Source organism: Stappia sp. TSB10GB4, from assembly GCF_900185745.1.
In the GTDB taxonomy this organism is placed as follows: Bacteria; Pseudomonadota; Alphaproteobacteria; order Rhizobiales; family Stappiaceae; genus Stappia.
In genome coordinates, this window is record NZ_FYAV01000068.1 from 13,433 (window position 1) to 37,725 (window position 24,293).

General features: G+C 67.0%; 21 protein-coding genes. 13 read left to right on the forward strand and 8 right to left on the reverse strand.

Annotation, left to right across the window (positions count from 1 at the left end; translation table 11 throughout):
* The first annotated feature begins 56 nt into the window (after positions 1-56).
* Positions 57-536 (forward strand): secondary thiamine-phosphate synthase enzyme YjbQ, encoded by a 480-nt coding sequence (locus tag TSB10GB4_RS19355; protein ID WP_244292864.1) that lies wholly within the window; start codon positions 57-59, stop codon positions 534-536.
* 13 nt (positions 537-549) lie between these two features.
* Here TSB10GB4_RS19355 and pip read toward each other — a convergent pair whose 3' ends face one another.
* The 3 genes from pip to TSB10GB4_RS19370 all read right to left on the reverse strand — a co-directional run bounded on the left by pip (position 550) and on the right by TSB10GB4_RS19370 (position 3,744).
* A complete protein-coding gene (gene pip, locus TSB10GB4_RS19360) occupies positions 550-1,500 on the reverse strand; it encodes a prolyl aminopeptidase (protein WP_186397096.1) in 951 nt (316 codons plus the stop codon).
* 121 nt (positions 1,501-1,621) lie between these two features.
* The gene (locus TSB10GB4_RS19365; RefSeq protein ID WP_186397097.1) at positions 1,622-3,445 is read right to left on the reverse strand and encodes a sodium:solute symporter family protein; all 1,824 of its coding nucleotides are present in this window, start codon (positions 3,443-3,445) and stop codon (positions 1,622-1,624) included.
* Positions 3,442-3,744, reverse strand: a complete 303-nt coding sequence (locus TSB10GB4_RS19370; protein ID WP_186397098.1) for a DUF4212 domain-containing protein — start codon at positions 3,742-3,744, stop codon at positions 3,442-3,444. The genes TSB10GB4_RS19365 and TSB10GB4_RS19370 overlap by 4 nt, the downstream gene beginning before the upstream one ends.
* 314 nt (positions 3,745-4,058) lie before the next feature.
* On the opposite strand from TSB10GB4_RS19370, the gene TSB10GB4_RS19375 reads away from it, so the two are divergent.
* A complete protein-coding gene (locus TSB10GB4_RS19375) occupies positions 4,059-4,742 on the forward strand; it encodes a response regulator (RefSeq protein ID WP_186397111.1) in 684 nt (227 codons plus the stop codon).
* A 39-nt stretch (positions 4,743-4,781) separates the two neighbouring features.
* On the opposite strand, the gene TSB10GB4_RS19380 is transcribed toward TSB10GB4_RS19375, so the two are convergent.
* Positions 4,782-5,381, reverse strand: coding sequence for a hypothetical protein (locus tag TSB10GB4_RS19380; RefSeq protein WP_186397099.1), 600 nt, complete (start codon positions 5,379-5,381; stop codon positions 4,782-4,784).
* Positions 5,382-5,514: 133 nt separating this feature from the next.
* Positions 5,515-9,045: a PAS domain-containing hybrid sensor histidine kinase/response regulator gene (locus TSB10GB4_RS19385; RefSeq protein WP_186397100.1), complete on the reverse strand. Its 3,531-nt coding sequence runs from the start codon at positions 9,043-9,045 to the stop codon at positions 5,515-5,517.
* 205 nt (positions 9,046-9,250) lie between these two features.
* On the opposite strand from TSB10GB4_RS19385, the gene mscL reads away from it, so the two are divergent.
* From mscL to TSB10GB4_RS19415, 6 genes are all read left to right on the forward strand, one after another.
* Entirely contained in the window at positions 9,251-9,679 is a 429-nt protein-coding gene (gene mscL / locus TSB10GB4_RS19390; protein WP_186385866.1) for a large-conductance mechanosensitive channel protein MscL, read from the forward strand.
* 62 nt (positions 9,680-9,741) lie between these two features.
* The gene (locus TSB10GB4_RS19395; protein ID WP_371328920.1) at positions 9,742-10,908 is read left to right on the forward strand and encodes a pyridoxal phosphate-dependent aminotransferase; all 1,167 of its coding nucleotides are present in this window, start codon (positions 9,742-9,744) and stop codon (positions 10,906-10,908) included.
* A gap of 135 nt (positions 10,909-11,043) precedes the next feature.
* Positions 11,044-12,195: a PAS domain S-box protein gene (locus tag TSB10GB4_RS19400; RefSeq protein ID WP_244570970.1), complete on the forward strand. Its 1,152-nt coding sequence runs from the start codon at positions 11,044-11,046 to the stop codon at positions 12,193-12,195.
* Entirely contained in the window at positions 12,192-12,809 is a 618-nt protein-coding gene (locus TSB10GB4_RS19405) for a response regulator transcription factor (protein ID WP_186385868.1), read from the forward strand. Before TSB10GB4_RS19400 ends, TSB10GB4_RS19405 begins: the two co-directional genes overlap by 4 nt.
* A gap of 143 nt (positions 12,810-12,952) precedes the next feature.
* Positions 12,953-13,291: a response regulator gene (locus TSB10GB4_RS19410; RefSeq protein ID WP_186385869.1), complete on the forward strand. Its 339-nt coding sequence runs from the start codon at positions 12,953-12,955 to the stop codon at positions 13,289-13,291.
* Positions 13,292-13,692: 401 nt separating this feature from the next.
* Complete coding sequence (locus TSB10GB4_RS19415; RefSeq protein WP_186385870.1) at positions 13,693-14,391, forward strand: Crp/Fnr family transcriptional regulator; 699 nt, start codon at positions 13,693-13,695, stop codon at positions 14,389-14,391.
* Between the two features lie 131 nt (positions 14,392-14,522).
* Here TSB10GB4_RS19415 and hemN read toward each other — a convergent pair whose 3' ends face one another.
* A complete protein-coding gene (gene hemN, locus TSB10GB4_RS19420; protein WP_186397102.1) occupies positions 14,523-15,872 on the reverse strand; it encodes an oxygen-independent coproporphyrinogen III oxidase in 1,350 nt (449 codons plus the stop codon).
* Between the two features lie 174 nt (positions 15,873-16,046).
* On the opposite strand from hemN, the gene TSB10GB4_RS19425 reads away from it, so the two are divergent.
* The 5 genes from TSB10GB4_RS19425 (at position 16,047) to ccoP (ending at position 20,782) form a co-directional block, all read left to right on the forward strand.
* Positions 16,047-17,087 carry an AbrB family transcriptional regulator gene (locus TSB10GB4_RS19425; RefSeq protein ID WP_186385872.1) on the forward strand — a complete coding sequence of 347 codons (1,041 nt, stop codon included), beginning with the start codon at positions 16,047-16,049 and terminating at the stop codon, positions 17,085-17,087.
* 247 nt (positions 17,088-17,334) lie between these two features.
* On the forward strand, positions 17,335-18,987 hold the full coding sequence (ccoN, locus tag TSB10GB4_RS19430; RefSeq protein WP_186385873.1) for a cytochrome-c oxidase, cbb3-type subunit I: 1,653 nt from the start codon (positions 17,335-17,337) through the stop codon (positions 18,985-18,987).
* A 12-nt stretch (positions 18,988-18,999) separates the two neighbouring features.
* Positions 19,000-19,734 carry a cytochrome-c oxidase, cbb3-type subunit II gene (ccoO, locus tag TSB10GB4_RS19435; protein WP_186385874.1) on the forward strand — a complete coding sequence of 245 codons (735 nt, stop codon included), beginning with the start codon at positions 19,000-19,002 and terminating at the stop codon, positions 19,732-19,734.
* A gap of 10 nt (positions 19,735-19,744) precedes the next feature.
* Positions 19,745-19,900: a cbb3-type cytochrome c oxidase subunit 3 gene (locus tag TSB10GB4_RS19440; RefSeq protein ID WP_186385875.1), complete on the forward strand. Its 156-nt coding sequence runs from the start codon at positions 19,745-19,747 to the stop codon at positions 19,898-19,900.
* 3 nt (positions 19,901-19,903) lie between these two features.
* Positions 19,904-20,782 (forward strand): cytochrome-c oxidase, cbb3-type subunit III, encoded by an 879-nt coding sequence (gene ccoP, locus TSB10GB4_RS19445; RefSeq protein ID WP_186385876.1) that lies wholly within the window; start codon positions 19,904-19,906, stop codon positions 20,780-20,782.
* Between the two features lie 60 nt (positions 20,783-20,842).
* Here the strand turns inward: ccoP and TSB10GB4_RS19450 are convergent, their stop codons facing one another.
* Together TSB10GB4_RS19450 and TSB10GB4_RS19455 are read right to left on the reverse strand one after the other, a co-directional pair.
* On the reverse strand, positions 20,843-21,886 hold the full coding sequence (locus TSB10GB4_RS19450) for an AraC family transcriptional regulator (RefSeq protein ID WP_186397103.1): 1,044 nt from the start codon (positions 21,884-21,886) through the stop codon (positions 20,843-20,845).
* A 170-nt stretch (positions 21,887-22,056) separates the two neighbouring features.
* A complete protein-coding gene (locus TSB10GB4_RS19455; protein ID WP_186397104.1) occupies positions 22,057-24,051 on the reverse strand; it encodes a tyramine oxidase in 1,995 nt (664 codons plus the stop codon).
* Between the last annotated feature and the right edge of the window lie 242 nt (positions 24,052-24,293).

Consider the following 24,293-nt stretch of genomic DNA (forward strand, 5'->3'; position numbering starts at 1 on the left):
TGCGTGCGACAGGCACTGACTGCATACTCCGTCCCCGTGGTGAGGCAGGCGGAACCATGCGGCAGAGCTATCGCAACCCGACCTTTGAAACCTGGACCTTCGAGGACGACGGGCTCGACCTGCGCCAGCGCATGGGGCGGCTGATGGTCGCGACCACGGGACAGCGCTTCTACGGCATCGGCCGCAGCCTCGGGGCCTGGCTGGCCGAGCAGAATGCCCGCGACGGCGAGCTGTCGGTGTTTCTCCGGCACACCTCGGCCTCGCTGACCATCCAGGAGAACGCCGATCCGGACGTGCAGGCCGACCTGCTCGACGCCTTGGCGCGGCTCGCGCCGGAGGATGCCGGCTGGCGCCACCGCTCGGAAGGACCCGACGACATGCCGGCGCATGTGAAGACCATGCTGACCGGCGTCAGCCTGCGGGTGCCGGTGGTGGCCGGGCGGCTGGACCTCGGCACCTGGCAGGAGGTCTATCTGGTGGAGCACCGGCGCGACAGCCAGCAGCGCAGCCTGACGCTGCGCTATCTGGGCACCTGAGCCGGCTCCGCCGTCAACCGTCCGCGAACTTGCGGCAAGCCTCGACCAGGGCCGCGACGATGCCCGGCTCGCTGGCCGCGTGCGCGGCGTCCTCGATGATCTTCAATTCCGCCTCGGGCCAGACGGCGGCAAGGTCGACGGCATTCTTCGCCGGCGTCACCACGTCATGCCGGCCGTGCACGATGACCGCCGGAATATGGCGGATCCGCCCGACATTGCGCAGCAACTGGTCGTCATGGGTCAGGAAGCCGCCATTGACGAAGTAATGCGTCTCGATGCGGGCGAAGGCATGGGCATAGTGCGGATCGGAGAAGGCCGCCTCGCGCGCCGGGTCGCGCAGGACCGAGAGGGTGGAGCCTTCCCAGCGGGCCCAGCGTGTCGCCGCCTCGAACTGCATCGCCTCGTCCAGGCCGGTGAGGCGCCGGTGATAGGCGGAGATCATGTCGGTGCGCTCGTCCTCGGGGATCAGGTCGCGGAATGGCGCGAACAGGTCCGGATAGAGCCAGCTTGCGCCCTCCTGGTAGAACCACAGCAATTCCGCCCGGCGGAGCAGGAAGATGCCGCGCAGAACCAGCGCGGTGACCCGCTCGGGATGAGTCTGCGCATAGGCCAGCGCCAGCGTCGATCCCCAGGAGCCGCCGAACACCTGCCAGCGGTCGACGCCCAGATGCTCGCGCAGCCTCTCGATGTCGGCGACGAGATCCCAGGTGGTGTTCTCGCGCAGCTCCGAATGCGGCGTCGAGCGGCCGCAGCCGCGCTGGTCGAACAGGACGATCCGGTAGCGGGAGGGATCGTGAAAGCGGCGCATGATCTCGCCTGCGCCCCCACCGGGCCCGCCATGCAGCATCACCACGGGGATGCCCTGCGGATTGCCGCATTCCTCGAAATACAGCGTGTGCAGCTCGCTGACGGCAAGCTGTCCGGTGCGATAGGGGTCGATGGGCGGAAAAAGCGCGTCGGTCATGGTCGGGTCCGTCTGAACGGGGCGTGTGGGGAGGGGAAGGTAGCGTGAAGTCCTGCGGCTGTCGCCTGTGGCATGGGGTGGCCTCGGCACTGTCCCCCGGAACTCGCCGGGGCGCTGGAGCTTACGGCGCGCCGTCGAGCATTCCCGGCCGGCCGGCGGGCTTGCGGAACTCCTCCACCATCGCCTGGACGTGGCGCGAGGGGGCGGGGGTGAGCAGGCTGACGAGAATGGCGACCGCGAAGCCGACCGGCAGGCCGAAGATCGCCGCCGACGTGTTGCGGATGCCGAACCACTCGGCCATGCCGCCATATTGCGTCAGCACCAGATAGGCGAGCGTCAGGCCGAACCCGGCGAGCATGCCGCTGACCGCGCCCGCCGCCGTGCAGCGCTTCCACCAGATGCCGAGCACCAGGGCCGGGAAGAACCCGGCGGCAGCCAGCGAGAAGGCCCAGGCGACCATCGACAGCAGGTCCGAGGGGCGGCTCGCGGCAAGGACGGCTGCCAGGGTGGCGGATGCCAGCAGGAACAGACGAGCGACCAGCAGGCGGCGGCTCGCCGGGGCGCGGGCATCGACCACCCGGTAATAGACGTCGTGGCCGAGCGCGTTGCCGATCGCCAGCAGCAGCCCGTTGGCGGTGGACAAGGTGGCGGCCAGCGCGCCGGCGGCGACGAGTCCGGCGATCACATAGGGCAGCCCGGCGATCTCCGGCAGCGCCAGCACGATGACGTCGCGGTCGATGGCAAGGTCGCCAAGGCGCAGCACGCCGGTGTTCTCCGGCATGGCGGCGCAGGCCTCGCGCACCGCCGCCGCCGAGGCCGCGGCGCGGCCGCAGATCTCGACAAGCCCGAGCCGGCCATAGCTGTAGATCCAGTCGGGCAGCGCCTGCAGGCCGGCGCCGATGACGTTCTGGTAGACCTCCAGCTTGGCGAAGGCGGCATAGGCCGGCGCGGTCAGATAGAGCAGGAGGATGAAGCCGAGGCTCCAGCCGGCGGAACGGCGGGCATCGCGCACGCTCGACGTGGTGAGGAAGCGCATCAGCAGATGCGGCAGGGAGGCGGTGCCGATCATCAGGCAGACGATGAGGGCGGTGAAGTTCAGCCGGTCGAGCGCCTCTCCCGGCACGAGGTGCCGCACCAGCGTGGCGGGATCGGCAAGGCCGCTGGCGAGCATCTGCTGTTCCAGCGCGGCGATCTGCTCAAGCACCTCGCCATAGGCGAACTGGACCACCGGCACGCCGAAATGCTGGGCGGACAGGATCGCCACCGGCAGCATGAAGGCAATGATCAGCACCAGATACTGCGCGGCCTGGGTCCAGGTGACCGACCGCATGCCGCCGAGCAGCGAGCACACCAGCACCGTGCCGAGGCCGACATAGACGCCGGTCTCGAAGGAGATGCCGAGGAAGCGTGAGGCGATCAGGCCGGTGGCGTAGAACTGCGCCACCACATAGGTGAAGGAACAGGCGAACAGCACGGCGACGCCGGTGAGCCGTGCCGCGTGGCCGCCAAAGCGCGCCGCCAGGAAGTCGGGAATGGTGAAGGCGCCGAACTTGCGCAGATAGGGCGCAATGAGCACGGCGATAAGGACGAAGCCGCCGACCCAGCCGAGCAGGTAGGCGAGGCCGTCGAAGCCGAGCATGTAGAGCGTGCCGGCAAGGCCGATGAAGGAGGCGCCGCTCATCCAGTCGGCGGCGGTCGCCATGCCGTTGTAGAGCGCGGGAACCTGGCGCCCCGCCACATAGTAGTCGGCAACGTGCACCGTGCGGCTGGCGACAGCGATGCCGGCATAGAGCGCAAGGGTCGCGGTCACCAGCAGGAAGCCGATGATCGGGCCGGGGACGCCGATCTGCTCCAGGACGATCAGCCCGGCGATGAAGACGGCCAGCAGGGCGGCAACGATCCCGTAAAGCTGCCCGGCATGACTTGCGAACTTGTCCGTCCTCACCGGAACTCCTCCCCGGCGTCGAACGGTTCGGGCTCGGCAACGCCTCCCTCGTGGTCGAGGCGTTCCTGGCGGAAAATGAACCAGACGGTCAGCAGCAGGGCGAGGAGGAGCGAGCCTTGCGCTGCCATGAAATAGCCGAGCGGAAATCCGGCGACGATCACGGCGTTGAGACGGTCGGCAAAGGCGGGCACGACGAGAACGAGAACCGCGAGCAGGACGATCGTGACGGCCGCAAGGCCGACCGTGCGCCGCCAGCGGCGCGCCGGCAGGTCCCTTGCCTGCTTTCCGTATCCGATCATTCGAGCCCTCCGGCGCCGCGACAGGCGTTCGCTTCTGGATATGCGATTCGTGGGGCGGCCGGTATGGGCGCCCCGACATCTTGCAGGATTGCCCGTGGACCGCAAAAGCGCCAGCGGCAAACGCTGTTTGCAGGTGTCCGCAACCGTCGCTTGATGCGGAGCGGGCCTGTGGCGATAATGTCCGTGAATGCCGGTCAGCCGCAGGCGCCGGTCGGGGGGAGCGGTGCCGCGATCTCGCTGGAGGAAAGTGGCGCGCCCATCGGGTCGAGGAGGGCCTGAGGGGGGCGATGCACGATGACTCGCGGTCAGCGTTTATGGAGGAAACCGGCGTGCCGGACAACGCGACGTATCACTTCGTGGTTGCGGACGATCATCCCTTGTTTCGCGGCGCGCTGCGCCAGACCATCGAGCTTCTGTATCCGGGAGCGGGGATCGCCGAGGTGGGAACGCTCGAGGATGCGGCCGCCGAACTCGAACGCCACGGCGAGGTCGACCTGCTGCTGCTTGACCTCGCGATGCCGGGCATGCGCGGATTTTCCGGGCTGATGTACCTGCGCGCGCAATACCAGAGCGTGCCCGTGGTCGTCGTCTCAGCCAGCGAGGATGCGGGAACGATCCGCCGCTGCATGGAACTGGGCGCGTCCGGGTTCATCCCGAAATCGCTCGGCATCGACGTGATCCGCGAGGCGGTGTCGCAGGTGATGGCCGGCGGAAGCTGGACGCCGCCCGACGTGGATCTCGGTGAGGCCGACAGCGAGGCGAGCGCCATGGCGCAGCGCCTGTCGACCCTGACGCCGCAGCAGGTCCGTGTGCTGATGATGCTCTCCGAAGGGCTGCTGAACAAGCAGATCGCCTATGAACTCGCCGTCTCCGAGGCGACGGTAAAGGCGCATGTCTCGGCGATCCTGCAGAAGCTCGGCGTCGAAAGCCGGACGCAGGCGGTCATTGCGGCGGCCAAGATCGAGCAGGGACAGTGGCTGACGGCGGAGGCGCGGTGACGGGTCCGGCAGGGCAATCCTGGCGGGGCGGGCCGCAGTTCAGGGCGTGACGCGGGCCCTGGGACTCGGATAGCCGACCCCGCCCTGATGGCCGTAGCTCTTCTGATGGCAGTCGCTGCAGGCGGAGATCACGTCCATCGCCATCGGCGATCCGTTCGGCGAGACCGCCATGTAGAACCAGTCGTCGGTTTGCGGCGAGCGGCCCGCCTCGACCTTTTCCATCAGGAAGAGTGGTCCGGGCTGGGTGCGGCCCTGCTCGTCGATGGCGAAGGATTCCAGTGCAAGCAAGCTGCCGGCGGGCATGACCACACCCGTTTCCTTGAACTGCAGGTATTCGTCCGCGCCGATCTCGTTCACATAGGTGACGAGCAGGCGCTCGCCGTGAAAGCCGGACGCGGCCGGATAGGCGCTGGCGGGGACCCAGGACCGGTAGGTTTCGACATAGTCGGCAGGGATCCAGCGCTTGTCGCCCTGCCGGTAGCCTTCGAGCAGGGCGTCCTTGAGACAGTCATAGACATCGGCCAGCTCCTCCGGGCTCAGAGCCTGTCCGGCCTTGCCCGCCTCGCAGGCCGCCTGCGCGGCCGCGCCGGCCAAGAGCAGGGCCGTTGCAGCGAGCAGGGGCGTCAGCAGTCTCGTCATCTGGGTCTTCCTCATGCAATCCCGGGGGCGGACCGGGGCCCCTGGTGCCGGGCCGGGAGCAACCTGCAGCCACAATATCGGCGTGGATGAGGCAAGCCTTTGCACGGATGCAGGAGCGCGGGCGTGACGCGGATCACTCGGCGGCGGCCGGACGCCCGGCGCTGCGCACGCGAGACAGAAAGGCCCTGAGTGCCGCCGGCTTCACCGGCTTGTTGAGCATCTCGATGTCCTTGCCCGCCGCTTCCGCGCGCACGCCCTGGCTCCGGTCGGCGGTGACCAGCAGGGCCGGGATCTCGATGCCGAAGCGCCAGCGAAGCTGCACGACGGCTTCGACGCCCGTGCCCTCGTCCAGGTGATAGTCGACGACCAGCACGTCGGGCCGCTCGCCCGCCTCGAAGGTCTTGCGGGCGGCCTCGCGCGCGTCGAGCGCCGTCGTCACCTTGCAGCCCCAGCCGGTGAGCAGCACCCGCATGCCGTCGAGGATCTGCGGCTCGTTGTCGATCGCCAGCACATGCAGCCCCTGGAGCGGAGCGTTCTGCGGGGCGGGAGCAGGGTGGGACGCCAGTGCGGGAACGGTGGCGGCCATCGGCAGTTCGATGGAGAAGCGCGAGCCGCGCCCGGCATCGGACACAAGCGCCACCGGATGGTCGAGCACCCGCGCGATGCGCTCGACGATCGACAGGCCGAGACCGAGGCCGCGTGCCTCGCGGGCGCCGTCGTCGAGCCGGTGAAACTCCATGAAGATCAGCTTCTGCTTCGATTGCGGAATGCCGATGCCGGTGTCGAACACCTCCAGCACCACCTTGCCGCGCCGGCGCCTGACGCCCACCAGCACCTTGCCGCTGCGGGTGTATTTGATCGCGTTGGAAATCAGGTTCTGGAGCAGCCGGCGCAGCAGCCGGCGGTCGGAACGGACGCTGGCACTGGTCGGAAGGATCACGAGGCGCAGGTTCTTCTCCTCCGCCACCGGCTCGAATTCGGTGCGCAGCGGGCTGAGGATTTCCTCCAGCCGGAAGACGGTGATCTCCGGCTTCAGGGCGCCGGTGTCGAGACGCGAGATGTCGAGCACCGCGCCGATGATTTCCTCCACCGACTCCAGCGAGGCGCCGACATTTTGAACGAGGTGCTTGAGTTCGCCTTCCGTGAAGCGCTCGGTCAGACTGGAGGCATAGAGCCGGGCAGCGTTGAGCGGCTGCAGGATGTCGTGGCCGGCGGCGGCGAGGAAGCGGGTCTTGCCGATATTGGCTTCCTCGGCCAGCGCCTTCGCCTGGGTCAGTTCCTCGTTGACGCGGGTGAGTTCGAGCGTGCGCTCGCGCACCCGCCGCTCCAGCGTCTCGTTGGCCTTTGCCAGCGCCTCCTCGCCGAGCACCCGCTCGGTGATGTCGGTATAGGTGGTGACGATGCCTCCGTCCGGCATCGGGCTGGTGCGCACTTCCAGCACGAGACTGCTGCCGGTCAGGTGCTCCTGGAAGGTCTCGTGCCGCACCGCCAGCTTGTCGAGGCGGTCGCCGACGATCACTTCCACGGGATCGCTGCCGAACTCGCCGCGCTTCGCATTGAAGCGGATGATCGCGTCGAGCGGCGTGCCGACCTGGCCGTATTCCGCCGGCAGGCCGAGCAGCTCGCGGAACTGCCGGTTCCAGCAGATCAGCCTGAGGTCGCGGTCGAACACCGAGATGCCCTGGCGCACCTGGTCGAGCGCGGTCTGCAACAGGTCGCGGTTGTACTGGATGGCGACGGTGGCATCGTCGAGCAGCTTCAGCGCGCCCTTGCCGCTGGGGTCGCGGCGCTTGACCAGCAGCGACAGGACCAGCCGCGAGGAGGCGGCGCCGATGGCACTGGCCAGCAGTTGTTCGGAAAACCGCAGGATCTGCGCGTCAGCGGTGGCGTTGGGGTCGAAGTCGCGGCCGCGCTCGCGGGCGAAGCTCTGGAACGAGCGGTCGGTGCGCTCCTCCCCCAGATAGCGCGCGATCGTCGATTTCAGGTCGCCGACGGTGACCGACGTGCGCCACAGGCGCAGGCCCGGCGTCGGCGACAGCTCGGACGGCACGAAGATATTGGCCTGCAGCCGCTCGACCGGTTCGGGCGCGCGGGCCAGCGAGACGATGACATAGGCGGCGATATTGGCCGCAAGGCTCCAGAACACGCCATGGGTGAGCGGGTCGAAGGCGAGCGAGAACAGCGCCTGCGGCCGCAGCAGCCAGATGCCGAAGGGACCGTCGTTGATCAGCGTGACCGGGATCAGGCCCGACTGCGCGAAGGTCGGCAGCAGCAGGGTATAGACCCACAGGGCGAAGCCCGACAGCATGCCGGCGATGGCGCCGCGCGCAGTCCCCCGCCGCCAGACGAGCCCGCCGAAGAAGGCCGGGGCGAACTGGGCGATGGCCGCGAAGGACAGCAGGCCGATGGAGGTCAGCGCCGCCGTGTCTCCGGCCGCCCGGTAGTAGGCATAGGCGAGAAGCAGGGTCACGAAGATCGCCGCGCGGCGGGTGAGCAGCAGCAGCCGGCTCATGTCCTCGCCATGCGAGGCGATGATCGAATCCTCGCTGGAGCGGCGCAGCACCATCGGCATGACGAGGTCGTTGGAGATCATGATGGCGAGCGCGACGCTGGCGACGATCACCATGGCGGTCGCCGCCGACAGGCCGCCGATGAAGGCGAAGAGCGCCAGCCAGGGGTGGTGGCCGGCCAGCGGCAGGGCGAGCACGTAGGAGTCCGGGTTGACCGACGGATCCAGCATGATCATGCCGGCGGCGGCGATCGGCACGACGAACAGGTTGATCGCGACCAGGTAGAGCGGGAACAGCCAGGTGGCGCGGCGCAGCTCCGCGCTGGAATTGTTCTCGGTCACCGTGACGTGAAACTGCCGCGGCAGCAGAATGACGGCGATGCTCGACAGCAGCGTCATCACCACCCAGTTGCCGCCGGACAGCTCGCCGGACATGGCCTCCACCACCCTGGGATCGGCCGCCATTGCGGCGAACAGGTCGCCCGGTCCGTCATAGAGCGAATAGGTGACCCAGACCCCGACCGCGAGGAAGGCCACCAGCTTGACCACCGCTTCGGCGGCAATGGCGAGCATCAGGCCTTCCTGGTGCTCCGTCGCGTCGATATGTCGGGTGCCGAAGGCCCAGGCGAAGATCACCATGCCGATGGCGATCATCAAGGTGATGTCGTTGAAGAAGGGCAGGCCCGTCTCGCCGGTCTTGAGGTCGAGATGGGAGATCAGCGTGGTCACCGACAGCGACACCGCCTTCAACTGCAGCGCGATATAGGGGACGATGCCGACGACCGCGATGATCGCGACGACGGCGGCGACCGGCTGGCTCTTGCCGTAGCGCGCGCCGATGAAGTCGGCGACGGAGGTGATGCGCTCGCTCTTGGCGAGCCGGATGATCCGCCGCAGCAGCGGATAGCCGAGCGCGAAGACCAGGATCGGGCCGATATAGATCGTCAGGAATTCCAGTCCGCTGCGGGTCGCCGTCCCGACCGAGCCGAAGAAGGTCCAGGACGTGCAGTAGACCGAGATCGACAGGGCATAGATCATCGGCCGGCCATTGCCGGATGCGGTGAAGCGCGCCTTGCGGTCGCCATAGCTGGCAATGGCGAACAGCAGAAGCACGTAGCCGAGCGCCGCGACGACGACGACCCACCCTTCGACCATGCGGTGCATTCCTCCCAATCTGCTGCGCCGATCGGATCATGTTTGCCGGCTGCTGTCCATTGACCGCTTGTCGGGGACGCCTCGGCCGGCGCGCCGGCAATACGGAGATTTCCGGGGGCGGCAGGCCGTGCTAAACCGACTGCTGCAACCTGACACGCCTCGGCCGCCGCTTCCGCGGTGCCGGCAGCCACGGGATGGAGCCAGCATGCTGAAGGAATTCAAGGAGTTCGCCGTCAAGGGGAACATGATCGACATGGCGGTGGGCATCGTCATCGGCGCGGCCTTCGGAGCGATCGTGTCCTCGCTCGTCGACGACGTGATCATGCCGCCGATCGGCCTGCTGATCGGCGGCGTCGATTTCTCCCAGCTTTTCCTGGTCTTGAGCGAGGGCGCGGCGCCCGGACCCTATCTGACCATCGAGGCCGCCACGGCGGCCGGCGCGGTGACCTGGAACCTCGGCCTCTTCATCAATGCCATCATCAAGTTCCTGATCATCGCCTTTGCCCTGTTCATGGTGGTCAAGGTGGTCAACCGGCTGCGCAACGAGAAGCCCGCCGCACCGCCGGAGCCGCCGGCACCGAGCCGCGAGGAAGTGCTGCTGACCGAGATCCGCGACCTGCTGAAGACGCGCTGACACCCCGGGCGGGCGCGCAGGCGCCCGCCGTCCCCTTTCCGGAAGAGACTGATCCCGTCATGATCGATGCGATGTCCGCGCTGCGGCCGGAGGCGCGCGAGGCGCCCGAAAGCGGCATTGTCGAGGTGGTGAATTTCGCGCGCGAGCGCGGCGACCTGATCCCGCTCTGGGTCGGCGAGGGCGACCTGCCGACGCCGGACTTCATTCGCGTGGCCGCCAACGCCTCGCTGGCACGGGGCGAGACCTTCTACACCTATCAGCGCGGCATCCCGGCCCTGCGCGAGGCGCTGGCCCGCTATCACCTGCGGCATTTCGGGCGCGACTGGGGCGCGGAGCGCCATTTCGTCACCGGTTCGGGGATGCAGGCGATCCAACTGGCGGTGCAGGCGGTGGCCGGCGCCGGCGACGAGGTGATCTATCCCGAGCCGGCCTGGCCTAATTTTCCGGCGGCGATCGGCATCATGGGAGCCCGGGCGATCCCGGTGCCGCTCGACTTCTCGCCCAACGGCTGGACGCTCGACATCGACCGGCTGTTTGCCGCGGTCACCCCGCGCACCCGGGCGATCTACCTGAATTCGCCGTCCAATCCGACCGGCTGGATGGCCGACAAGGAGACGCTGGCCGCCATCCTCGAAGAAGTCCGCCGCCGTGGCCTGTGGATCGTCGCCGACGAGGTCTACAGCCGCTTCGTGGAGGGGGAGGCTGCACGCGCGCCGTCCTTCATGGACGTGTCGGACCCGGACGACCTGATCCTCTACGTCAACACCTTCTCCAAGAACTGGGCGATGACCGGCTGGCGAATCGGCTGGCTGTCCGCACCGCCCGCGATGGGCCAGGTGGTGGAGAACCTGATCCAGTATTCCACCTCGGGCGTTGCCCAGTTCATGCAGCATGCGGCGCTTGCAGCGCTCGACGAGGGCGAGGAGTTCCTGGCGTTGCAGCGCCAGCGCGCCAGCGCCGGCCGGACCATCGTCGAGGCGCGGCTGGCGGCGACCGGGCGCATCCGCTATGCCCCGCCGCAAGGGGCATTCTACCTGTTCTTCGGCATCGATGGACAGTCCGACAGCCGCGACACGGCGAAGCGGATCGTTGCCGAGACCGGTGTCGGCCTGGCACCGGGGATTGCCTTCGGTGCGGCAGGCGAGGGCTTCCTGCGGCTCTGCTTCGCCCGCTCCGCGCGGCAGTTGGAGACAGCCGCCGACCGACTCGCCGACTGGATAGCGCGTTGACGACACACGCGACTCTGCGCTACGGATTTTTGCGTAGCAGATCGGAAACGGTCACATCTGGTTCGCCTCCCGGGTCGGACACCGCGTCGTATCGGGCCGGACATGCATGAAGAGCATAATCCCAGGGTATTAGCAGTGCCCAGTGTATCCGAGGCGCGCCTCGAGAGCGTGCTGGGCACCGCGGTGGACGGCATCGTCGTGATGGACGAGCGCGCCCGGATCCTGCTTTTCAACAAGGCCTGCGAAACCCTGTTCGGCTACAGCGCCGAGGAGGTGCGTGGGCGCAACGTCAAGGTGCTGATGCCGGCCGACTACGCGCACGCCCATGACGGCTATGTCCACAACTACCTGGAGACCGGAGAGAAGCGCATCATCGGCATCGGCCGCGAGGTGCGCGGCATGCATCGCGACGGCACCGAGTTTCCCATCGAGCTCTCCGTCGGCGAGGCGGCGACCCCGGAAGGGCGCCAGTTCATCGGCATCATCCGCGACCTGCGCCAGCGCAAGGCGGTGGAACGGCGGCTGGCCGAGGCCCAGGCGCAACTGGTCAGCATGACCCGGATCAGCGCGCTGGACGAAATGGGCGCGGCGATCGCCCATGAGCTGAACCAGCCGCTGACCGCGATCATGCTCTATCTGCAGGCGGCCAAGCGCAAGGTCGGCGACGACCATCGCGACACCAAGCTGATCGAGATCGTCGACAAGGGCGTGCGCGAGGCGGAGCGGGCCAGCCAGATCATCCAGCGCATGCGGCGCTTCGTGGAAAAGCGCGATCCGGAGCGGCGTCCGGTATGTGTCTCGCGGCTGGTCGGCGAGTGCCTCGAACTGGTGACGCTCGGCATCGACTGCCGGGACGTCGAGATCGTCAATGAAGTCGGCGAGGGCCTCCCGGACCTCAGCGTCGATCCTGTGCAGATCCAGCAGATCCTGGTCAATCTGATAAGGAATGCGCTCGACGCGGTGCGACAGGCTCCGGTAAAGCGTGTCGGGATAACGGCGGCTGCGGCCGGCGAGGACATGCTGATTCGGATCACCGATTCCGGTGGCGGCGTTCCGGCGGAAGTCGTGCCGACCCTGTTCAGGGCGTTTTCCGGCGCCAAGAAGGGTGGGTTGGGCCTCGGCCTGACGATCTCCCGCTCGATCGCTCAGAATCACGGCGGCGATCTTGCCGTCGAACCCAATGGTGGAGAAGGGGGAGCTGCCTTCGTGTTGCGCCTGCCGGTAGTCACGCCACCGCGTGATGGCCAGGCGGACGCGCCCCCTGGCAGAAGAGGACAGACGGCATGAGTGCCACTGCGCATCTGATCCATATCGTCGACGACGATCCGGCGATTCGTGACGCGTTGACTCTCGTCTTCGAGTTGGAAGGCTACAGCGTGGCCTCGTTCGAAACCGGCGAGGCGTTCCTGGATCAGGTCGCGCGACCGAGCTCCCGGCCCGGATGCGTGATCCTCGATGTGCACATGCCCGGACAGTCCGGCATCGAGATCCTGCGCCGTCTCCATGCGGAGCGGTTCGCCCCACCGGTCTTCGTGATCTCCGGCCAGGGCGACATCCCCATGGCGGTCGAGGCGATCAAGCAGGGCGCGCACGATTTCATCGAGAAGCCGTTCGATGCCGAGACCGTGGTGACGCGGGTTCGCGAGGCGATCGAAGTGAGCGAGCGCAAGCAGGCGGACGCCGGCAGCCCGCCGCTGCGCAGCTTTCCGGGCAACGAGACGCTGACCCCCCGCGAACGGGAGGTGCTGGAGGAGATCACCGCCGGCGCCTCCAACAAGGAGGCGGGCCGCACGCTGGGCATCAGCCCGCGGACCATCGAGGTGCACCGGGCCCGCATCATGGAGAAGCTCGGCGCGCGCAACGCAGCCGATCTGGTGCGCATCGTTCTCTCCCACGAATAGCTTGTCCGAACAGACAGGGGTCTTGGCCGCGGCGCTTCCGTATTCCGCCGGAGTTTCGCCAAGCCCCTGAAGAACTATAGTCGCCCATCGGCGGCTCATTCCGGGCCGCGTATCGGAGCTGCCAGGGCGGCGGGAATGGACCGGTGACTATCCATATCGTCGAAGACGATCCGGGGGTGGGCGATTCGCTCGCAATGCTGCTCAGGGAGATCGGGCACCAGGTGGAGGTGTATCCGGACGCCGAGAGCTTTTTCGAGCACACCCCTCCGGGACCGCAGGACACCGTCATCGTCGACCTCGTCCTGCCGGGCGTGAGTGGCGTCCAGCTCATTCGCTGGCTTGCGCGGCTGGCGACACCGCCGAGGTTGATCGCCATCAGCGGGCAGTCGCGCCGCGCCATCGATGATCTGTTCGGCAACGACCTGCCCCCTGTGTTGCTGCGCAAGCCGCTGACGGAAGAATCTCTCGTCGCGCTGCTTTAGCGGTCCTGACCTAAGATTTCGGGGCAAGGTTTTCTGGCCGATGGAATGCGTTGTTTTGTCGCTGGTTCGGAGCGACTGTGACGTTTTCTCCCCTTTGCGGCAGTCGTCCGGCTCGACGAAAAATCCAAAATATCGATTGAAATCAGGTCTTTTCCGTAGGTTCTCTTGAATTTTGCGGAAACTTTCGGACTTTCACGCCAGGCTGTAAATGTCGGCGCCGAGCCTCTAGGTACAACGTCGTACGAAAACCACCGAAGTTTCCCCCGGCAGCCGCCGCATCTAGATTTTCTCCAAGTTGACGGAGAGCTGTTTTCGGACGGAACACGGCTCCGGTTGGCCGGGCGGACGGGCCCGCGAACCGAAATCCCACCGGCAACGCGAGGCAGCAGGAGGAGGGGGCGATGGCCTACCTGGATCGGACTTCCGAGACGATAGGGCAGCAGCGGGTCACGGGACGCGCTGTGCGCGAGGTCGCCAAGACGCCGACGGCGCGTGTGCAGCGCCACGAACAGCACCATGTCATTTTCTATGAGGGCGATCAGGCCGAGCGGATCTTCGAGCTGCAGGACGGTATCGTCATGCTCTACAAGCTTCTGCCGGACGGTCGCCGTCAGGTGGTCGAGATCCTCAACCGCGGCATGATCTTCGGGACGGCGGGGGGCGAGCGCTATGACTGCTCGGCCGAGACGCTGACGCCCGTGCGGTTGGCGGTTCATGACCGCCGCGAGGTCGACGCCTCGGCCGTGCTGCAGAGCCATGTGGCGAAGTGCCTGATGTCGCAGATGGAGCGCCTGCACGAGCATGCGATGCTGCTCGGCCGCAAGTCCGCGATGGAGCGGGTCGCCAGCTATCTCATCCGCATGGTGCCGAACCGCGGCGGCGAGGGCTGCACCGGCCCGCTCTCCGAGACCTGCGACCCGCACGACCTGGTGCTCACCATGACGCGCCAGGAAATCGCCGACTATCTCGGCCTGACCATCGAGACGGTCAGCCGGGTGATCTCCGAATTGAAGCGTCGCGGTGTGATCCGCCTGGAGCGGCAGGACCGTATTCATGTGACCCGTGTCTGCGGCCTGTGCCAGTTGACCGGAATCCACTGACGCCTGCACCGATGTCGGCGGGCTCCTGCCGACGAACGGTCCGTTGTCCTCCCACACGGACCTCATAGCCCCGGGCTTCGCCAGCCCGGGGCCTTTTTGTTCGCCCTCGCTCTGAAGGGCGAGGGGAGGTGTCAGACGGCCACCGAATGGCGGGCCAGCCCGCTCTGCAGGTAGATGTCGAACGCGGCGGCCGCGATCCGGGCATACGGTGCCCCGCGCGGCGTCACCCGGATGCGGGCGCCGTCGATCTCCACCAGCCCGTCCTCGACCAATTCGCCAAGATCGGCCATGCTGCCGGAGAAATGCGCCAGCGGCAGGCCGTGGGCGGCCGCGATCTCGCCGATATCGGCCGCATGCTCGGTCATCAGCCGTTCGATGATGTCGGCGCGGGCGCGGTCGTCGGCATCGAGAGCGATGCCGCGCGCCACCGGCAGCAGTCCGTCGGCGATCGCCCGGCTCCAGCCGCCGGTGTCCGGCATGTTCTGGATGTATCCCTGGGGCAGGCGGCCGATCGAGGAGGCGCCGAAGCCGATCAGCGTGTCGGCGGTGTCGGTGGTGTAGCCCTGGAAGTTGCGGCGCAGGCGGCCGGCATCGAGCGCCTGTGCCATCGTGTCGTCGGGCATGGCGAAATGGTCGAGGCCGATGGCCCTGTAGCCGGCCTCGATCAGGTGGGCGCGGGCGTGATCGGCCATGGCGATGCGCTCGCGCGAGTCCGGCAGCCGGCTCTCGTCGATCAGCCGCTGGTGCTTCTTCATCCACGGCACATGGGCATAGCCGAACAGGGCGATGCGTCCCGGCGCGAGATCCCGCGTCAGCCGGATCGTCTCGGTGACCGTTTCCAGCGTCTGGAACGGCAGGCCGTACATCAGGTCGAAATTCAGTGCGTCGATGCCGACCGCGCGCAACCGCTCGACGGCGCTTGCCACCTGCTCGAACGGCTGCACCCGGCCGATGGCCTTCTGCACCACCGGGTCGAAGTCCTGCACGCCGAGGCTGGCGCGGGTGATGCCGGCCTCGCGCAGCGTCTCCGCCAGATCCTCCGTCACCGTGCGCGGGTCGAGCTCGATCGCGTGCTCGTGGGCGGGATCGAAGACGAAATGTTTATGCAGCCGCTCGACCACGGACAGGAACTGGGCGCGCGGAAGCAGGCTCGGCGTGCCGCCGCCCCAGTGGATGTGCACGGTCCGGCTGCGCTGCGGCAGCCGCTCGGCGACCAGGTCGATTTCCGCCAGCAGCGCGTCCGTATAGTCGAGCAGCGGCTCGTCGCGCCGCGCCGCCTTGGTGTGGCAGCCGCAATAGGAGCAGATCACCCGGCAATAGGGGACGTGCAGATAGAGGGACAGCGGCGTGTCGGCTGGCAGTCCCGCCAGCCAGTCGCCATAAGTCGCCCCGGTGACGCCGGCATGGAAATGCGGCGCGGTCGGGTAGCTGGTGTAGCGCGGCACGGAACGTGTCGCATAGCGGTGGTCAAGGTTGCTCATGCGGCGACCTTGCCAGCTTCGCGCCGGGCGAACCTTGATCCTGCTCAACGTCGCGGACATGCGATTATGCATGGCAGGCTTGCAGAGAACGCATGCCGGCCCGACGCGTTTCTTGGTCTATTGCCCAATCACTCACCCAGTTTCCGGATCCGCTCGGGTCCGCGGCGGATTCCCATGCACACACTGCGGCAGGTCCTCACGACGCTGGCGATCGGCGCTCTCGGCGGCGGCGCATTTCATCTCGTGGGCCTGCCGGCGGCGTGGCTGGCCGGCGCGATGGTCGCCACCGCCGCCGCCGTCCTGTCCGGTGTGTCCTGCAAGGTTCCCGACCGCTTCCGCGACCTGCTCTTCGTGATTCTCGGCCTGACCATGGGCGCCGGCGTGACGCCGGAAACGGTGGATCGGATCGGCGAGTGGCCGCTCACCATGGCACTGGTTCTCGTCTCCGTGGCCGCCGTGCTCGGCGCCACCTATCTGTTCCAGCGCCGGATCGCCGGCTGGGACCGCCACACGGCCTATTTCGCCGCGATTCCCGGCGCCCTGTCCTATGTGATGATCCTCTCGCTCTCCTATCCGCGCGCCGACACGATGCGGGTGGCGATCGCCCAGACGCTGAGGGTGTTCATCCTGGTCTCGCTGCTGCCGCCGATCATCGCGGGGAGCGACCCCGGCGGGGGCGGCGCCGTTGCCTCGGCCGTGCCGCTCGAATTGCTGCCGGTCTCTCTCGTGGCGGGCGTCGGGCTCGTCGCCGGCTACCTGTTCCAGCGGCTCGGCGTGCCGGCCGGCTGGCTGACCGGCCCGTTCTTCGTCAGCGCCGCGCTCAACGCCAGCGGCGCGCTGGTGGTGCAGTTGCCGGACTGGCTGATCGTGCCCGCGCTCATCGGCCTCGGCTGTCTGATCGGCTGCCGCTTCACCAATATCGGGCTGCGCGATCTGCTGCGCCTGCTTCTGGTCAGTCTCGGCGCCTTTGCCGTCGGCATGAGCATCGCCGTTGCCATCTCGCTGCTGGCCTGGGGCGTGCTCGGTCTGCCGCTCGGCCAGTTGCTGCTGGCCTATGCGCCCGGCGGGCTGGAGGCGATGACCCTGCTTGCCTTCCTGCTCGACCTCGATCCGGCCTTTGTCGCCGCGCACCAGCTCGCCCGCTATATCGGCATGGTGCTGATCCTGCCCTTCGTCACGCGCCGCATTCTCGGGCCGCCGGACAGGACCGTCTGAGAGGCGGATACGGCCGGTCTCCAAGGCTCGACGGCCTCGGTATGGCGGCTCGGGGCGGCCGGAAAAGGGGCGCAACGGCAGGAAAATCCAAAAACAAAACGTCGCAGACGTGCTTTTGCGGATGTTCTTGTCGCGACTTTCCCGCAAGCTGTGTTGACCTGGATCAAGGCGGCTTCGAGCCAATCGGCGATACCTGCGCCTTGACCCTGTGGGGTTTGGATCATCAAGAGACTCGGGGCGCGCACCAATGGCTCAAGCTCAAGCCAAGTACATCACGATGGAGGAAGGCTTCTTCGCCGCATTCCTCGTTGTGATTGCCTTCGCCTGTCTGATCATCGCCGGCAAGACGTATGATCAGGTCATGGCCTTCCACACCGCAATCGGCTCACTCGCTGCAGCCGTTGGCGCCTTCCTTATCTTCAAGAAGTTCTTCGAGGGCCGCGCACCGGTCCCGCAGGAAATCAACGGCAAGCCGAACTACAACCTCGGCCCGATCAAGTTCGGCGCCTGGGCGGCGGTGTTCTGGGGCGTCGCCGGGTTCACCGTCGGCCTGATCATCGCGCTGCAGCTTGCCTATCCGGTGCTGAATTTCGACCTACCCTGGACGAATTTCGGCCGGCTGCGCCCGCTGCACACCTCGGCCGTGATCTTCGCCTTCGGCGGCAACGTGCTGCTCGCCACGTCCTTCTACGTGGTCCAGCGCACCAGCCGCGCCCGCATGCCGGGCACGATCGCGCCCTGGTTCGTGATTCTCGGCTACAACATGTTCATCGTCATCGCCGGCACGGGCTACCTGCTGGGTGCAACCCAGTCGAAGGAATATGCCGAGCCGGAGTGGTACGCCGATCTGTGGCTGACCATCGTCTGGGTAGCCTACCTGCTGGTTTTCCTCGGGACTTTGTGGAAGCGCAAGGAACCGCACATCTACGTGGCCAACTGGTTCTACCTGGCCTTCATCGTCACCATCGCGATGCTGCACATCGTCAACAACCTGACGGTTCCGGTGACGATCTATGGCACCAAGTCCTACATCCTGTGGGCGGGTGTCCAGGACGCCATGGTGCAGTGGTGGTACGGCCACAACGCGGTCGGCTTCTTCCTGACCGCCGGCTTCCTCGCCATCATGTACTACTTCGTGCCCAAGCGCGCCGAGCGGCCGGTCTATTCCTACCGCCTGTCGATCGTGCACTTCTGGGCGCTGATCTTCCTGTACATCTGGGCCGGTCCGCATCACCTCCACTACACGGCGCTGCCGCAATGGGCCTCGACGCTGGGTGCCACCTTCTCGATCATCCTGTGGATGCCTTCGTGGGGCGGCATGATCAACGGCCTGATGACCCTGTCGGGGGCCTGGGACAAGCTCCGCACCGATCCGGTGCTGCGCATGATGGTTGTCTCCATCGCCTTCTACGGCATGTCGACCTTCGAAGGTCCGTTGATGAGCCTGCGTGCCGTCAACTCGCTGTCGCACTACACGGACTGGACCATCGGTCACGTCCACTCGGGTGCGCTCGGCTGGGTCGGCTACATCTCCTTCGGCGCCCTCTACTGCCTGATCCCCTGGCTGTGGAACAAGAAGCAGGTCTATTCACTCAAGCTGGTGAACTGGCACTTCTGGATCTCCACGATCGGCATCGTGCTCTACATCTGCGCGATGTGGGTGTCCGGCATCATGCAGGGCCTGATGTGGCGTGCCTATGACAGCATGGGCTTCCTCGAGTACTCGTTCATCGAGACCGTCGAGGCGATGCATCCCTTCTATGTCATCCGCGCCCTTGGCGGTGCCCTCTTCGTCGCGGGCTCGCTGATCATGGCCTACAACCTCTGGATGACCGTACGGCATGGCGAGGCTGAAGAGGCCGAAACCGCTCCCGTCGGCACCATGGCTCCGGCCGAGTAAGGGGAGAGCAAGATGTCCATTTGGAAAAAACACGAAATCCTCGAGAAGCGCTCCCTGGTTCTCGTCATCGCAATTCTGGTCGTTGTCTCCATCGGCGGCATCGTCGAGATTGCCCCGCTCTTCTACCTGAAGAGCACCATCGAGAAGGTGGAGGGCATGCGGCCCTACACCCCGCTCGAACTGGCCGGGCGCAACATCTACATCCGCGAGGGCTGCTACCTGTGCCATTCGCAGATGGTGCGCCCGATGCGGGACGAACTGGAGCGCTATGGTCACTTCAGCCTGGCGGCCGAGAGCATGTATGACCACCCGTTCCAATGGGGGTCGAAGCGGACCGGACCGGATCTCGCCCGCGTCGGCGGCAAGTATTCGGACGAGTGGCACCGCGACCACCTGGTCGATCCGCGGTCGGTGGTGCCGGAATCGATCATGCCCGGCTACCCCTTCCTGCTCAACGCCAGGGTGGAGACCCGGGGCATCTCGGATCACCTGAAGGCCAATGCCATCGTCGGCGTGCCGTATGACGAGGCGCAGATTTCGGAGGCTGCACGCGATCTGATCGCCCAGGCCACGCCCGACAGCGATGCGGTCGACAGCTTCCTGGAACGTTACCCCAACGCCATCGTCCGCGACTTCGACGGCGATCCGAGCAAGGTGACGGAGATGGACGCCCTGATCGCCTATCTCCAGATGCTCGGCACCCTTGTCGACTTCTCGATCTACGACAACAAGGCCAACCTGCGCTGAGGAGGCGGTGATGAACGAGACATACGAGGCCGTCGCCAGCTTCGCCCAGACATGGGGGCTGATCTACTTCGTGGTGCTTTTCGCAGGTGTCGTCGCCTATGCGCTGTGGCCCAAAAATGCCAAGCGCTTCGACGACGCGGCACAGATCCCCTTGCGGGAGGATTGAGACATGGCTGACGGGTACAAGAAAGAGGTCGACCACATCTCCGGCGTCGAAACGACCGGGCACGAGTGGGATGGTCTGAAGGAACTGAACAATCCGCTGCCGAAGTGGTGGCTCTACATCTTCTACGCCACGATCGTCTGGGCGATCGGCTACTGGGTGGTCTATCCGTCCTGGCCGCTGATTTCCGGCTACACCGCCGGTGTCCTCGGCGACAGCCAGCGCGCCAATGCGCTGGCCGCCTACGAGGCCGGCATGGCAGAGCGGGCACAGATCGGCGAGAAGCTGATCGACGCCTCGCTGGAAGAGATCGAGTCGACCCAGTCCCTGCTGGAATTCGCCATGGCCAACGGCCGTGCGGCCTTCGGCGACAACTGCGCTCCGTGCCATGGTACCGGCGCGGTGGGTGGCGTCGGCTATCCCAACCTGCAGGACGACAACTGGATCTGGGGCGGGTCGCTCGAAGACATCCATCTGACGCTGCAGTACGGCATCCGCTCGGGTCATGACGAGACCCGCGTCGGCGACATGCCGTCCTTCGGCACCGATGGCCTGCTCGACAAGGAGCAGATCATCCAGGTGGCGAACTTCGTCGGCAGCCGTGTCGGCCTCGAGCCGGAGGCGGGCGTGGATCTTGCGGCCGGCGAGGAAGTCTATGCCGAGAACTGTGCCTCCTGCCACGGCGACGACCTGAAGGGGATGCGGGAGGTCGGCGCTCCCGATCTGACCGCCAACAACTACCTTTACGGCAAGTCGATCCAGGCGATCGCGGCGCAGGTGACCAATGCCCGCAACAGCGTGATGCCCGCCTGGGCGCCGCGTCTCGATCCGGCGACGGTGAAGTCGCTCGCGGTCTATGTCCACGCCCTTGGCGGCGGCGAATGAGCCGCTGAACAGGCAAGGACTGAGCTTCGAAAGGCGCCCCTAGCGGGCGCCTTTCCCGTTTCAGGCCGGAGTGCGGTCGCCGCCGCGAACCTCCTGCCGATCCCCGCTCGCTTCCGGATCGTGGGGCCTGCTGCGGACCTGCGAGGGCGTCTGCCCGGTCAGCCGGCGAAAGGCGCGAGAAAACGCGCCCTGGTCGTCGTAGCCGAGGCGCCAGGCAATCTCGCCGACGGCAAGCGTGGTGCGTCGCAGCGCCCAGAGCGCATAGTCGAGGCGCGCCTCTTCCGCTATCGCCCGGAAGGTCGAGCCCTCGCCATCCAGCAGCCGGCGCAGGCTGCGTCCCGACATGCCGAGATCGGCGGCGATGTCGCCTTGCGAGAACGGACCCTGCCCGACGCGCCGGCGGATCGCCTCGGCGATGTCATGGCCTGGGGCGCGGTCGCCGCGCGACGGCTGCGGGGGCGTCTGTGGCGCGGCCGCGGGCATCAGCGCGCCCGGGTCGACGATACGGTCGAGAAGCCGGGCCGGGAAGGCAAGCATGTTGAGCGGCTGGCCGTAGAGCGGCACGCTGCGCGCCTGTCGCGACAGCGCGGCGCTGCTGCCGTCCTGTTCGTGCTCCAGCGTCAGGTGCGCCGGCAAGTCCGGTCCGGCGGAACGCTCGACGATCGCATGCAGAAAGCCGAGGGTGAACTCCGCATCGCGCGAGCGCGGCCAGATCCGCGGATCATGGATGCGGTAGGCGAGGATGCAGGTGTCGTCCTGCACCCGGCACTCGAAGGTCGTCCCCTCCTGCATGGCCTGCAGGTCGCAGAGCACGCCGGCGAGAAGCCCGCCGAGCCGTGTCTCGCCGAGACCGGAGGGAAACAGCGTGGCCAGTGCCGGCTCGGCGATCCGCCGGCCGCAGGACCACAGGCAGGCGTCGTTCGCGGCCTGGAGGCCGGCGTTTTGCAGCAGCGCGGTGAAGCGGTCGAGCGGGATCGGCTGCGCGCCGGGACGGGACGGGCTCAGGCCGGTCTCGGCCAGCGCGCGCGACACATCGAGCCCGGCCTCGTCGAAGACGTCGCAGATCAGCGGCAGGGTCGCGGCGGAGATCGTCGCTTTGAACATGAGCGAAGCGGGAGCCGATGCGCAGGAGGATGTGGGGGCCGCCGTGGAGGGGCGATGTGGGGGCAGGGCGCGTGGCGTGGCATGGGGCAGGGCATCCATGGCCGTCTCCGGATCCGTCGCCCGATGGTGGGCGGCGGATCCGGGACTGTCAATCACGGGTGCGGACCGCGCTATTCCGGCAGGCGGATCGTGAGCGCCGGATTGTAGGGGAAGAAGTTGAAGGGGCGCAGTGTGAAGCCCTTCCACATGGTCGACATCACCGGCCAGTCTTCCATGTGCGGTACATGGTGGAAGCCCATCGTGTACCAGGTGACGATGTCGGTGTTGTCGATCGGCCGGTCCTGCCTGGTCCAGGCCGCCAGCGTGTCGGAGCCGTCGCTCTGGAAGGCAAACCGGCCGCCCGCATAGCGCTCAGTCGCGCTGTAGGGCGTGTTCCACAGCGTGTACTCGACATAGGCGTTGCGCTTCATCGGCATGTCGCCCTCATAGTCGAAGGGCGCGTAGGCGACGCTGTTGCCCGGCACGATCATGTAGCCGGGATGATGGCCGAGCGGGCCGTGCGCGTCCATGTTCATCACATGATACATGGCCGGCCTGTCCGGGTTGATCTTGTAGCGCCCTTCCAGTTCCGTCCTTGCCGTCGTGTTCTCGGTGACCCAGAACGAGCGGCGCGGCGCGCCATCCTCCGGCTTGCCCGGAACGAGCGCCGTACGCATGAAACTGTTCGCCTGGCCGTCGATGTCGAAGTCGAGGCGGAAGTTGAAATAGTGGTCGTGATTGGGGGCGATCAGGTTCGGTGCGACCAGCGTGCCGTAGCGGGTCTCCTCGGCCGCGCCCTCGTCATGCATCGACTTGATGGCGGCGCCTTTCACTGCGTCGAGGCCCGTCGAGCCGACCATCACGTCGATCCGGCCGTCCTGATGGAAGACATAGTCGACGAGGTAGTCGTAGTTGCCGACCTCGGAGGCCGAGCGCAGGACGAGCTGCGTCGCCGGACGTCCCTCGGCCGGGACCTGCTCGTTCTCGCCTTGCGCGAAGATCTCGAAATGTCTCCAGGCCGGATCGCCGATGCTGCGCTCGAAGATGCAGATCGCGTCGGGGATGGAGAGCGGCGCGCCCTCGTCGGTATGCACCACCGCCGGCAGGAAGGTGGCATGGGCCGGGCAGTCGACGCCCGCGCGCAGCGGCGACAGGAAGATGCCGAACCCGTATTCGCCGCTGTCCATGTAGGTGCGCCAGTACCAGCCGTCGTCCGGATCCATGTAGGGAACGAAGACCTCGGACAGATGCGCCTGGTAGAGGACGGACCGCCAGCGGTCGCGGTCGCGCACCTCGATATTGGACAGCACCACGCCCGGACGCTTGTCGACGCGGGCGCGGAAGCGCCAGATGTCCCAGGAGATCAGCCCGTTCTCGATGGTGACGTTGGTGCCGCCGGGCTGCGACAGGGTGACCGGATTGCCCCTGGGGCGCAGCGTGCCGGTGCGCGCCTCGACCTCGGCTTCCGTATAGCCCCAGCCGTCCTCGGGGATCGGCCGCACGCCGGTGTCGAACACCTGGACCACCGCTCCGGCATTGAGGTCGACGACCGCGTAGAGCCCCTCGATCGGCTTGGCATAGAAGTTGGAGCCCTCGGGCAGCACGTAGCAGGGCACTTTCATCAGCCTGCGGCCGTCTTCCTCGGGCAGACCGAAGCGCCCGGCGGTGAGCGGCAGGCAGAAGACCTGTTCGGCCGTCAGTCCGCGCTTTTCGAGGCCGGCGACGAAGTCCGGATCCGATGTCGCGAGATCCATCGCGGTCATGAATTCGGCGACCAGGATCATCGTCTCGGCGGGAGCCGGCTCGACCGAGACGACCGCCCCGCCGGCAAGGTCGACCTCGGCGATGAAGACCCCGTCCCCCGTCTTGAAATGCACCTCGACGGCACGGGGCTCCGGATCGCCCTCGCGCCAGCCGAGGACCACGGATTTTTCCGGCTCTTTCAGCGAGATATAGGGATAGAGCGTGTCGTCGCCGGCATGGCCGGCCTGGGTCAGCAGCGCCACTGCCTCGGTGATTTCCGCCTCGGTCAAGGCATCGAGCGGATGGCTTGCGGCCGGCATCGCGGCGGATGCCAGCAGCCCGGCGGCCACGCAGGCGGCCGCCACGGATCGAATATGCGACATGGAAGTGTCCCTCCTCGAAGTCTACCCGTCTGGAAGCGGTGCCGGATCTGCCGTCCGGTCGTGCCCGCCGATCGGAAAGGATAGCGGCGGGCGGCGGAAGAGGTTGTGCAATTGTGGCCAGAGGCGCAGGATCGAGGACGGTTTTCCGGCGCCGCATCGCTTGACGCCGATCAAGGCGGCGGGCTGCCGCGTCGGATAGTGTCCTCGGCACAGGCTGCGGAGCCGGTCCCGGCTGCCGGCGG